The sequence below is a fragment of the Marinobacter sp. B-21 genome (genome assembly GCF_056857895.1).
In genome coordinates this window covers 1-10,276 of sequence record NZ_JBSXNZ010000036.1, presented here as the reverse complement: position 1 = coordinate 10,276, position 10,276 = coordinate 1, and the positions used below count along the sequence as shown (strand labels likewise).

The window sequence follows — 10,276 nt, the reverse complement described above, 5'->3', positions numbered from 1 at the left end:
CTGGTTTGGCTGTGGAAGAAGTCAGTCAATTAAGGTCAGAGATCAGGCACTGATCTGGATTTCGGCAAACCATCAATATGACGAGGGCAGCTTATCGCAGCCCTCACTGCGGTGTTTCTCGTCGCCAGCACGGTTTGGTTCCGGAAATCTAGGCACGGAGGCTTGGACAGACAGGCACTAGCCTGGCCGGCACTAGCCTGGCCAGAACCCAAAAGGCCCGGCGGTTTCGACCCCCGGGCCTTTGTCGTTTCTGGCTTTCGGTTTCACTGCGTTTATTCAGGCGTTACGGTAAAAATGCCCGACATTCCAGTGATAATTCCGGTCATCAGCAACGTTCAGGCAAGCGAAATCCTCGGCAGGCATGGCCGATAAACGGCTTTTAAAAGAAGGAGAGGGGGAAGCTAGGCCGCTCGTCGCCGCCGTCCAGGATCTCGGTAATCCTGATAACTGCTCTCAAACGCCGTGGCCCGGTGGCACCACCGGTCCGGGTCCAGATTCAGCCGTTCCAGAATTGGCAGCGCCTTCTCATCAATAGCGCCGCGTTTGTCACTCCAGATGACCCGACCAGTGCAATCAACCAGTTCCAGATAATCTTCAAAACTGAACAGGATGCCGCGTTGAAAGCCATTCCGAATCACGCTTTCAAAACCCAGCAGCGGTTTCAGTGGCACGGAAAAATCGTTCAACGTCTGCTGTTCCGTTTGTCTTGCAACGGCTTCTGCCAGATCAAAGGTGGGATGAATACGTTCTTTAATGCTGGTGTGGTCGGAAGTTTCCGGCGTTTTGGCCATGGCAGCCCGGATGGGGTTCAGGTCCACATAGGCCATGCAGGAGAGGAGGGCTTCTTCGGTGTCTAAGGCTTGAGACTTGAACCTACTTTCCCAGAAATGTCCGGTACATTCGTCTTCCCGGTTGGCTTGCCTCGCAATTGGCTCATTCAGGCATTTCATAAACCAGCTCAAATCCGCGAGCCGCTGCCGGAAGGTTTCCGCATAATCGTTAACCCGCCGAAGTTCTGCAGCGCACAGCTCATCGCCCCGCTGATACCGCTGAACCAGTGGCGGTCCCTTGTGGAGGCTGCACCAGCGTGCCAGTACTTCATCCATATTCCACGGTTCCACTTCATCCGGGCTGAGTTTCACCACCAGGTGGTAGTGGTTCGACATCACCGCGTAAGCGGCCACATCTACTGCAAATACCGACGCCAGCAGCCGTATTCGCTCCTCAATCCAGCCCCGCCGGTGCTCGTAGCAACGCCCTGTAGTGTGGTCTTGACCGCACAGAAAGGTTCGGCGAACGCAACGTGAGATCACGTGGTAGAAGGGCGTATCTGAAACGCTGACCAGCTCTGCTCTGGCTTTTGGCATGGTGAAATCCTTGTCTTCCGTGACTGTTGACAGTATAGCCTTTATGTACAAGTATACAGCTGTATAAATAAACAGCAATAGATGTGAGCATCGCGTGCATATAGATTGCAGTAGATATAGCTTCAGAGCTATAATCTGGGTGGCTTAATGTGGAATATTAAAACAACTCACCGGTTTGACGATTGGTACCACTCGCTTGGCGATGCGGACAGAGAGAATGTCCTGGCGGCGATACTGGTGTTAAAAGAGAAAGGTCCGATGCTATCCCGGCCACACGCCGACAGCGTTTATGGATCTGCACATAGCAATATGAAAGAGCTTAGGGTTCAGAGCAAAGGCAGACCCATTCGGGCGTTTTTTGCATTTGATCCATCTCGCACTGGCATAATTCTCTGTGCTGGCGAGAAATCGGGTAAAGACAAACGGTTTTACGATGAGATGATTCCAGTGGCAGATCGAGAATTCACCGCCCATTTGGAAGAGCTCAAGGGAGGCAATTGATATGGCGAATTCTTTGGACGCACTGCTGGCTAATGAAAAGCCAGACGTTGTCAGGCGAGCGCAGATCAAAGCAGATCGCATTCTTTTGGAGATTCGACTCAGTGAAGTGCGTGCTTTGTTGCAGAAAACCCAGAAAGATTTGGCGGAAGCCATGGGTGTAACCCAGCCTACGATCGCGAATATGGAAAAAGCCGGTAAAGACTTGAAGCTATCATCCATTAAACGATACGTCGAGAGTGCGGGTGCGAAAGTCCGTTTGGATATTGAGCTTCCTGACGGAACTCATCACGCCATTCCGCTTTGATCGTTTGGGCCACAGGCAGTGGCTACAGGCATATAACAGGCATATAACAGGCATATAGATAATGGACAGGCACAGCCTTCCTTCAGGCACAGCCTTCCTTCTATAGATAATGGACAGGCACAGCCTTCCGGCAGGCACAGCCTTCCTTGGCACAGCCTTCCTTCCGAATTGATGCGCAAAAAAAGATGCGCATATAATTGATGTGCCACTTCGCGCGAGGGCTGAGCCATGCAAGCCGCTGAAACTGCCAAATCCATACGAAAGCCAACGAACCTATCGCTGGATAGCGCCCTTCTCAAAGAGGCAAAAATTCTGGGAATCAATGTTTCGCGGGCAGCAGAGGCAGGGATCGCGGAGGCCGTGAAGCTTCATAAGCAGAAGAAGTGGTTGAAAGATAATGCCAGAGCACTCGCGAGCTCGAACGCATATGTTGAAGCTAACGGTTTGCCTCTCGCACGGCGCCGTTCCCTGCGCAGGGGCTGAATCCTGTATTTATCGTCGACGGCCAGGAATTAGTAATGGCCACTCAGTATATGGCGGCTGTGCCTGAAGGCGAATTGCGGTTTGGAGCTGGTAGCCTTGCTGAGCAGCAAGATGAAATTTCCTCGGCGTTGGACATGCTGTTTTTGGGCTTTTGAAAATGGGGTCAGAAGAAAAGTTCTTCTGACCCCATTCTGGCTCAGCCTGACATGCCCTTACCCCTCGATCATCGCCATGAATTCATCGGGCATGTCGGCCTTTCGGCAGGCGTTAACCAGATAACGTTCCACTTTGCTTCCCATGGCTATTGCTTCATCCAGCGCATCTCTTACCAAATCCGGAGATTGATCCGTGCATACCTCCAGGATCGTCGATGCCTGCGCGATATCCTTGGCGGCCTTGGCTCTGAAAGCCATTGGGCGAATTTGCGATACAAGTAGCTTGTGGATCGCAAAGCGGATCGGATCGGGAACGTTCACAAGCGCGATATGCTTGCGATCAAAAGCGACCGTTGGCACGGTCACTTCCAGCAGAAAGCTCATGTATTGGAGTGGCATGGCTTCCGACTGGAATAGCGGCACTTTGACTGGATTTCCATTTTTGCCGTTGCCGGTAGTCAGCAAGTCTACTGTCAGCTGTTTGCCGCGAATCTTGAACGAGGTGCTCGGATTATCATGTCGTAGTTGGGGCACTGGCAAAAAACCCATTCTCAGCTGGTCCAGAGCCTCGGGCGCTGTCAGATCGGGCTTCTCGACTGCAATATGAATATCTGCAGCTACATCGATATCCTGTGTCCGCATGTTGCTTGGCCAGGTCACACCGAGAACATTCCCAAGCAGGTTGTAGGCGTAGGTGCCGACCAGCGTGGCCTGCCCCACACCTGGGCGCATGATTCCCGCGTCTGCAAAGCCCTTAATAACCTTCAGGCTGGTGTGATCCATCCCGTATCCTCCCGCAGCATTGAACGCCCGGGCAAGGTCCATGATGCGCGCTTCCTGTTCGGCCAGGGATTCGTTGCGCTCCTTGATTCGATCGATCAACGCTTGAGTCTTCTCATTGTCCGGGCCAATAAAGACTTGCCGATAAGCCCGGCCCAGCTCCCGGAACTGGAAATACACATACGGTTTGTTTTTCACGACCTTTCTGATGAATGACCCACCGGTCCGGCTCATGGGCTCAGCCACTCCCAGTGCGAGGACCTGATCAAGAAGTTCGGCGTAAAGCGTCTGAGCGGTTAAGGACAATTCCTGAATCATGAAATACTCGCGTTATACGTTAACTAAATGTAGTTAGCGTATAACTCTGTGCATCCAAAAACAACAGATAAAACCGGGACATGGTCAGGGGCATGCTTGGCCTAAACCTCCACCTCCTCAAACAACTCCGGCACCTCAACATCCCATCCAAACCTCTCCCGAATCCGCTTGCGCATAACGTCACTCGCCACCATCTCCCCGTGTGTGATGTATACCTTCTCAGGCTTGAGCGACCCTTGCTCCAGCCAGGCCAGAATCTCGTTATAGTCCCCATGCGCGGAGAGTGAATCCAGATTATGAACCTCAGCTTTCACGGGCCAGTACTCACCGTGAATCTTCACCGACTCCGCCCCGTTCACCAGCGCATCTCCACGAGTACCCGGCGCCTGGAAGCCGGCAAACACCACACTGTTGCGCGGATTGGGTAGTAAAGTCTTCAGGTGGTGCAAAACCCGCCCACCGCTGGCCATACCACTGGCTGAGATAATCACGCAGGGGTATCGAACGGAATCCAGCTCGATGGATTCCTCCACAGTGCGAACAAATTCGGTTTTCTCGTCCATCAGTTCGCACTGGGCAGCGTTCAGCTTGTGTTCCTTGTGGTGTTTGCAAAAGATCTCGGTGGCCTTGATCGCCATGGGGCTGTTCAAAAACACCGGAAGTTTGGGAATCTTCCCGTCGCCCATAATCTTGTGAATTACATAAAGCAGCATCTGCGCCCGCCCAACGGCAAATGCCGGGAGCAGAACAATACCGCCGCGCCCGGCTGTGCGGGTGATAATGTCGGCAAGTTCGGCTTCCGGATCGGTGTCGGCGTGTGCCCGATCACCGTAGGTGGATTCGCATACCAGCACATCGGCCTTCGCCAGTGGCTCTGGTGGCCGCATGATGATGTCGTTCTGGCGCCCTACGTCACCGCTGAACACCACCGTTCTGTCGTCGGTTTTATGGTGAACGTGTACACAGGAAGAGCCCAGAATGTGGCCGGCCGGTGTAAAGGTAACCTGGAACCCTTTTACCGGCTCGAACGTTTCGTGATAGTGCAGGGATTCGAAATGCTTCAGGGCCTCCCAGGCGTCTTTCTCGGTAAAGAGTGGCTCCGGCTTCTCGTGCTTGGAGAACTTTTTGCGGAAGGCGTATTTGGCGTCTTCCTCCTGAAGGAAACCGGCGTCTGGCAGCAGGACCTTGCACAGCGCATGGGTGGCTTTGGTGCAGTACACTTTACCTTTGAAGCCGTTTTTCACCAGGGCGGGCAGGTAGCCGGAGTGGTCGATGTGGGCATGAGTGAGCACCACAGCATCAATGGTGGATGGGGCCACCGGAAACGTCGCCCAGTTGCGCCGGCGCAGGGTCTTCACGCCCTGGTACATACCGCAGTCCAACAGTACTCGATGCTTCTCATCCGAGAGCAGGTAACGGGAGCCGGTGACTGTTCCTGTGGCGCCGAGGAAGCGAAGTTTCATGTTGAGATCCTTTTCGTTGATTAAATCGGGGTCAGAAGAAAGCGTTCTTCTGACCCCATCTTTAACAGTGATACTATGGCGTAAAAATAGGGACTGATGATGGTTTTCATCGCAGGTCGCTTTGCGTCAGGTCAAGGAGGACCAAGATAATGCATTGCCAGCGTTTCGGGTTGGACCTATACATTACTCGCCATGCCAGCGAGCGCATGATTCAGAGAGGAGTTAGTGACGCAGAAATCGCAGAGCTCATGGAAACAGGCGAAATACGGTATAAGGATAATCAACGGCTATGGGTAGCCAAGGCATTTGAAGGCCGGTGTGATAACCTGATCTGTGTTGCAGTTGCGCTCGAAGACAGGCTGGTGGTAAAGACGGTGATGCATCACTTTAGTTGGGAGGTTGAGGGATGAGAACAACCTATGACGAGGCGGATGATATTATGGTGTTGCACCTTTCAGAGAAGCCCATCGTGAAAGAGGTTTCTCAGGATTGGAATACGCATATCAGCTATGCAGATGATGGCACGATAGTCGAAGTTGTCATTCTGGAGGCTTCCAGGCAGGGAGCTTGGCCTTTGCTTTGTAGTCAGGTGGCATAGCAGCCAGTTATTTGAAAGTGGGGTCAGATGAAAAGTTCATCTGACCCCGGATTCAGCCGCCTCATCAAAATTGGGGTCAGAAGAAAGCTTTCTTCTGACCCCGTCTTCACTGTGACCTGGACAGGCACAACATCGTCAACATCGCCTGACCTGACTTCCCAAAGTCCCGGAGGTTTCTGCCCCCCAGGCCTTTGTCGTTCTGGTTTGGCATAATCAGGCGTTATGGCAAACTGCGCCGGCATTCCACAGCGAACTCTGGAAAACGGTCGATTTTCAGGCGAGCGAAGTTCTCGGCGGGAATGCCGATAAACGGCTTTTATAAAGAAGGAGAGGGGGAAGCTAGGCTGCTCGCCGCCGTCCAGGATCCCGGTAATCCTGATAACTGCTCTCAAACGCCGTGGCCCGATGGCACCACCGGTCCGGGTCCAGATTCAGCCGTTCCAGAATTGGCAGCGCCTTCTCATTAATAGGAACTGATCATAGGAACTGATCATGGACAGGCACTAGTCTGTTTGGGCACTAGTCTGTTTGAGTCGGCTGGGAGCCGAGATCCACCTGGATCAGCTGAACAGTTTGGTGGAGGATAGAGATATGTTGGCAGAGAATCTGGAGAATCTGGTAAAAAAAGAACGGCTTGAGGGGCGTCAGGAAGGGCGTCAGCAAGGGCGTCAGGAAGGGCGTCAGGAAGGGCGTCAGGAAGGGCAAGATGAAGCCAGGAAGGAGGCTGCACGCAATCTAATCAGGCGTACTGAGATGAGCGACCAGGTGATTGCCGAGATTGCTGGTTTGGCTGTGGAAGAAGTCAGTCAATTAAGGTCAGAGATCAGGCACTGATCTGAATTTCGGCAAACCATCAATATGACGAGAGAAACAATCATGAGAACAATCATGGACATGAGAACAATCATGGACAGGCACAACTTAAAATAGGACGCCAAAGAATGAATTCGCGTCGGCGTCAAGACTCATCTTTGCTGGTGCAGTCGGATTAAGCCAATAAAATGGAGCTACGCGATCTCAATAAGGCGATGGAAACAGTCAACATGCACGATGGAAAAACCGATTGTCTCAACTGGTGGAAAAGCGGCCAGGGGGCATTAATTATCGTCAGGGTGAGCAAGCCCTTGGCCCGTGCCTTTGCTTTCGGCAGCCCCGAGCCTGTTCGGAAAGTTTAGTCAGATTAGAGGAACAGCAAATCGTCGATAATATTCCGCTGTTCTTTAATTCCTGTTCTCGGCCACGCGCAAAAAATGAAAAACAAATCTTTCCCGGTTTTGGTTCCGGTTTTCGCTCTGTTATTCGGTTCAGTCCTCTTTGCCGACTTTATTCCATCGGTCTTTGGCGCTTATGCGGATCAGCGGGTTTTGCTCGCGTTGTTGCTTATTGCTGCGATTGTCCTGGGGCTTGGGAGGCTGTCATATAAGGGGCAGTTGGCGTCCGCAGTGCCGGAACTATGGCCATTTCTCCTGCTGGTGTTCAGCTTCCTCCTTGCCGTGCTGCAATATCACTCCGGGCCTTTTTATCTGGTGGAGCCGGTGTTTTATGCGCTTTATTTTCTCGCCTTTGGCATCAGTGGCTACGTTATCCGGACAGAGGGCCTGGCTCGGGAGGCCGCTCAGGCGCTGGTATTGGTGGCCGCGGTAGCCTGTTTCTTCTACGCAGCGATGACTATCACGGTTTATCTTTTTGCCATTACCGACGATTTCTCCCGGCTCGACCAGATTATTCCGTGGGGCTTTGTGAATATCCGTTACTGGAGCCACGTAGCGACCTGGGTGGTACCGCTGTTTCCATTATTTCTTCTGGTTGTGCCCTGTAAACGAAACAGGCTCTGGCGGCTGGGTGCAGCATTTACGGGCGCTATATGGTGGTGGCTGCTGTTCCTGTCATCGTCCCGTGGTTCCATGGTTGGCTTGCTCTTTGGTTTTGTTCTGGTGTGGGCCTGCTTTGGAAGAGCGGCTCTGCCCTGGGTAAGGTTGTTCGCCAGATTTGCGGTTTACGGTCTGGTCGCCTGGCTCATCCTGTCAGTGGTTATTCCCAGCCTCGTGTTCGATGAGATTCAGGTTCGTGGGCTCAAGGCTGACAGCTCTGGTCGTATGCCCTTATGGCAAGAAGCCTGGGCTATGAGTTTACTGCACTTCCCGTTCGGCATGGGCCCCCAATCGTGGCTGATCCATGACATTCTGACAGACGCTTACCGGGTATCCCGGAAGTTTGGGCACCCTCACAACATGTACCTGATGTGGGCAGCGGAGTACGGGTGGATTTCCATAGTGAGCCTGGCTCTCCTGTGCTGTTTTGCGTTGCGACATTGGTGGCGTCAGGTTGCAGTGGTTCGGGCCGGTCAGGCCCCCAGCGGTCTGTTATTGGTGGCGTTCACGGCCTCGGTGTTGTCCGCTCTGGTTCACGCCGGGGTGTCGGCGGTGTTCATCGCACCAGGGTCCATGTTAGTGGGGGTGGCAATACTTACGGTTTTCTGGGCGCTCATGAAACCGGAACCCGCGCAACCAACAATGGCCGCCTATGCCACTCAGTCAAGGCTCCCAAGAATGGCGGGATACGCCCTCACTGTGGTGTTTCTCGTCGCCAGCACGGTTTGGTTCGGTGAAGTGCTCAGATACCGGCAGGCGATGGCTGACGATCTTGATTATTACCAGAACGAAGTCTCACTCGGCCACCTTCCCCGGTTCTGGTTTCACGGGTATTTTCCGAGGCATCTCAGCCAGATGCCGCCTCAAAAATAATGGGTTATGAGCGATACGCATAATCTGGCCGGTCTTTTGCCTCAGTCGAGGTAATAGACATCTGAACTCAGGTGCAATTTTTATTATTATGCAACGAAAAAACGCCGGAAATCTTGGACAGGCACTGGTATTTCCTTCCGTGGACAGGAGAGGTATTCCGTGGACAGGCACTGGTATTCCGACAGGAGGTATTCCGTGGACAGGCACTGGTATTCCTTCCACCGTGGACAGGCACTGGTATTCCCTGCCACCGTGGACAGGCACTGGTATTCCCTGGTTTTCCGACAGGCACTGGTATTCCACCTCTGGGCCTTTGTCGTTTCTGGGTACGCATATTTCAACGTTACGTTAAAAAATTCGGCCTACACCGCGCTGAGAACTCCGCGTTCTGCCATTGATGGCCGTCAAAGCCCGGCCATCGCCCACGGTCGATTCCCAGCCTGTGGCCGGTCCTGAAGAAGAAAGGTTTGAAAGGAAAGGGCTCAGGCCGCTCGTCGGCGTTCCTTGCGGTAATCCTGGTATGTCGCCTCAAAGCGCGTGGCCCGCTCGCACCATCGCCCTGGATCCAGGTTCAACCGTTCCAGTATCGGCAGGGCTTTCTCATCGATTACACCGCGCTTGTCGCTGCGGCTGATCCGCCCGGTGCAATCCACCAGTTCCAGATAATATTCAAAACCAAACAGGATGCCCCGCTGAGGCCCGTTGCGAATGACGCCCTCAAAGCCCAGTAAGGGTTTCGGCGGTACGCAGAAGTTATTCAGGGCTTGTTGTTCGATCTGGTTCTGAATGGCCTCGGCCAGATTAAAGCTGGGTTGGATTCGCTCCTTGAGGCTGGTGTGGTCTGAGGCTTCGGGGGTATCGGCAATGGCCGCCCGAATCGGGTTCAGGTCGACATACGCCATGCAGGACAGTACGGCTTCTTCGGTGTCCAGTGGATAGGACTTGAATCGGCTTTCCCAAAAGTGGCCGGTACAGTTGTCTTCCCGGTTCGCCTGGCGAGCAATGGGCTCGTTCAGGCACTTCATAAACCAACTGAGGTCTGCCAACCGGCTGCGATAGGCTGTAGCGTAACGGAATACCTGCCGGCGCTCTGCGTCGCAGAGGTCTTGCCCGTCAAGATAACGCTGCACCAGCGGGGCACCCTTATAAAGGCAGCACCACCGCGATAGCACTTCATCGTCACTCCAGGGCGCCACATCGTCTGGGCTGAGTTTGACAACCAGGTGAATCTGTTACGCACTGCCGGTAGATAGGGTATCGGTCTCGCCCGTTAGGTTACTGGTTCATCGGTGAGGTGGTGGTCAGTGGCTGTGGTAGACTTCAGGTATTGAGACAGGAGACCCCATGGCAACGAATCACCACGACACCGGTTACAAGGAGCTGTTCAGCCATCCGGAATTTGTCCAGCAATTAATTGAAGGATTTGCACCTTCTGAGATTGGTGAGCTGATGGACTTCCGTACCCTCACAAACCATAGCGGCAATTACATTACCCCGTTGTTTGAAGAGAAGTTTGAAGACGTGGTGTGGTCGGTGGACATCACCTGGGAGGGTGTGCCCCAG

General features: G+C 53.4%; 14 protein-coding genes. 10 read left to right on the top strand and 4 right to left on the bottom strand.

Features of this window, described 5'->3' with window-relative positions:
* Positions 1-401: 401 nt before the first annotated feature.
* Positions 402-1,367 (bottom strand): transposase, encoded by a 966-nt coding sequence (locus AC13C0_RS01530; protein WP_341582355.1) that lies wholly within the window; start codon positions 1,365-1,367, stop codon positions 402-404.
* A 147-nt stretch (positions 1,368-1,514) separates the two neighbouring features.
* On the opposite strand from AC13C0_RS01530, the gene AC13C0_RS01525 reads away from it, so the two are divergent.
* The 4 genes from AC13C0_RS01525 to AC13C0_RS01510 all read left to right on the top strand — a co-directional run bounded on the left by AC13C0_RS01525 (position 1,515) and on the right by AC13C0_RS01510 (position 2,810).
* Complete coding sequence (locus AC13C0_RS01525) at positions 1,515-1,868, top strand: type II toxin-antitoxin system RelE/ParE family toxin (protein WP_341582354.1); 354 nt, start codon at positions 1,515-1,517, stop codon at positions 1,866-1,868.
* Position 1,869: 1 nt separating this feature from the next.
* Positions 1,870-2,172, top strand: a complete 303-nt coding sequence (locus AC13C0_RS01520) for a helix-turn-helix domain-containing protein (RefSeq protein WP_117617734.1) — start codon at positions 1,870-1,872, stop codon at positions 2,170-2,172.
* A 228-nt stretch (positions 2,173-2,400) separates the two neighbouring features.
* Positions 2,401-2,655: a type II toxin-antitoxin system CcdA family antitoxin gene (locus AC13C0_RS01515; protein WP_117617733.1), complete on the top strand. Its 255-nt coding sequence runs from the start codon at positions 2,401-2,403 to the stop codon at positions 2,653-2,655.
* A gap of 35 nt (positions 2,656-2,690) precedes the next feature.
* Complete coding sequence (locus AC13C0_RS01510) at positions 2,691-2,810, top strand: CcdB family protein (RefSeq protein ID WP_227539456.1); 120 nt, start codon at positions 2,691-2,693, stop codon at positions 2,808-2,810.
* A 57-nt stretch (positions 2,811-2,867) separates the two neighbouring features.
* Here AC13C0_RS01510 and AC13C0_RS01505 read toward each other — a convergent pair whose 3' ends face one another.
* A complete protein-coding gene (locus tag AC13C0_RS01505) occupies positions 2,868-3,908 on the bottom strand; it encodes a GSU2403 family nucleotidyltransferase fold protein (protein ID WP_482953832.1) in 1,041 nt (346 codons plus the stop codon).
* A 101-nt stretch (positions 3,909-4,009) separates the two neighbouring features.
* Positions 4,010-5,371, bottom strand: coding sequence for an MBL fold metallo-hydrolase RNA specificity domain-containing protein (locus tag AC13C0_RS01500; RefSeq protein ID WP_482953831.1), 1,362 nt, complete (start codon positions 5,369-5,371; stop codon positions 4,010-4,012).
* A gap of 149 nt (positions 5,372-5,520) precedes the next feature.
* Here AC13C0_RS01500 and AC13C0_RS01495 point away from each other — a divergent pair, with 149 nt between their 5' ends.
* The 5 genes from AC13C0_RS01495 to AC13C0_RS01475 all read left to right on the top strand — a co-directional run bounded on the left by AC13C0_RS01495 (position 5,521) and on the right by AC13C0_RS01475 (position 8,713).
* On the top strand, positions 5,521-5,781 hold the full coding sequence (locus AC13C0_RS01495) for a DUF4258 domain-containing protein (RefSeq protein WP_376788071.1): 261 nt from the start codon (positions 5,521-5,523) through the stop codon (positions 5,779-5,781).
* The gene (locus AC13C0_RS01490) at positions 5,778-5,969 is read left to right on the top strand and encodes a DUF2283 domain-containing protein (protein ID WP_117617728.1); all 192 of its coding nucleotides are present in this window, start codon (positions 5,778-5,780) and stop codon (positions 5,967-5,969) included. The genes AC13C0_RS01495 and AC13C0_RS01490 overlap by 4 nt, the downstream gene beginning before the upstream one ends.
* Positions 5,970-6,560: 591 nt before the next feature.
* A complete protein-coding gene (locus tag AC13C0_RS01485) occupies positions 6,561-6,803 on the top strand; it encodes a hypothetical protein (RefSeq protein ID WP_482953830.1) in 243 nt (80 codons plus the stop codon).
* A gap of 167 nt (positions 6,804-6,970) precedes the next feature.
* Positions 6,971-7,144 carry a hypothetical protein gene (locus AC13C0_RS01480; RefSeq protein WP_482953829.1) on the top strand — a complete coding sequence of 58 codons (174 nt, stop codon included), beginning with the start codon at positions 6,971-6,973 and terminating at the stop codon, positions 7,142-7,144.
* Between the two features lie 75 nt (positions 7,145-7,219).
* Positions 7,220-8,713: an O-antigen ligase family protein gene (locus AC13C0_RS01475; protein WP_482953828.1), complete on the top strand. Its 1,494-nt coding sequence runs from the start codon at positions 7,220-7,222 to the stop codon at positions 8,711-8,713.
* Between the two features lie 482 nt (positions 8,714-9,195).
* Here the strand turns inward: AC13C0_RS01475 and AC13C0_RS01470 are convergent, their stop codons facing one another.
* Complete coding sequence (locus AC13C0_RS01470) at positions 9,196-9,843, bottom strand: transposase (protein WP_482953827.1); 648 nt, start codon at positions 9,841-9,843, stop codon at positions 9,196-9,198.
* Positions 9,844-10,057: 214 nt separating this feature from the next.
* On the opposite strand from AC13C0_RS01470, the gene AC13C0_RS01465 reads away from it, so the two are divergent.
* Positions 10,058-10,276 (top strand): Rpn family recombination-promoting nuclease/putative transposase (locus AC13C0_RS01465; protein WP_482953826.1); only part of this gene is annotated, 219 nt, incomplete at its 3' end.

What these genes read in the sequence shown, in the direction of transcription:
- AC13C0_RS01530 (WP_341582355.1), bottom strand. Translation starts at nt 1,367, where the DNA reads ATGCCAAAAGCCAGAGCAGAGCTGGTCAGCGTTTCAGATACGCCCTTC.
- AC13C0_RS01495 (WP_376788071.1), top strand. Translation starts at nt 5,521, where the DNA reads ATGCATTGCCAGCGTTTCGGGTTGGACCTATACATTACTCGCCATGCC.
- AC13C0_RS01490 (WP_117617728.1), top strand. Translation starts at nt 5,778, where the DNA reads ATGAGAACAACCTATGACGAGGCGGATGATATTATGGTGTTGCACCTT.
- AC13C0_RS01480 (WP_482953829.1), top strand. Translation starts at nt 6,971, where the DNA reads ATGGAGCTACGCGATCTCAATAAGGCGATGGAAACAGTCAACATGCAC.
- AC13C0_RS01500 (WP_482953831.1), bottom strand. Translation starts at nt 5,371, where the DNA reads ATGAAACTTCGCTTCCTCGGCGCCACAGGAACAGTCACCGGCTCCCGT.
- AC13C0_RS01510 (WP_227539456.1), top strand. Translation starts at nt 2,691, where the DNA reads ATGGCCACTCAGTATATGGCGGCTGTGCCTGAAGGCGAATTGCGGTTT.
- AC13C0_RS01485 (WP_482953830.1), top strand. Translation starts at nt 6,561, where the DNA reads ATGTTGGCAGAGAATCTGGAGAATCTGGTAAAAAAAGAACGGCTTGAG.
- AC13C0_RS01525 (WP_341582354.1), top strand. Translation starts at nt 1,515, where the DNA reads ATGTGGAATATTAAAACAACTCACCGGTTTGACGATTGGTACCACTCG.
- AC13C0_RS01475 (WP_482953828.1), top strand. Translation starts at nt 7,220, where the DNA reads ATGAAAAACAAATCTTTCCCGGTTTTGGTTCCGGTTTTCGCTCTGTTA.
- AC13C0_RS01505 (WP_482953832.1), bottom strand. Translation starts at nt 3,908, where the DNA reads ATGATTCAGGAATTGTCCTTAACCGCTCAGACGCTTTACGCCGAACTT.
- AC13C0_RS01520 (WP_117617734.1), top strand. Translation starts at nt 1,870, where the DNA reads ATGGCGAATTCTTTGGACGCACTGCTGGCTAATGAAAAGCCAGACGTT.
- AC13C0_RS01515 (WP_117617733.1), top strand. Translation starts at nt 2,401, where the DNA reads ATGCAAGCCGCTGAAACTGCCAAATCCATACGAAAGCCAACGAACCTA.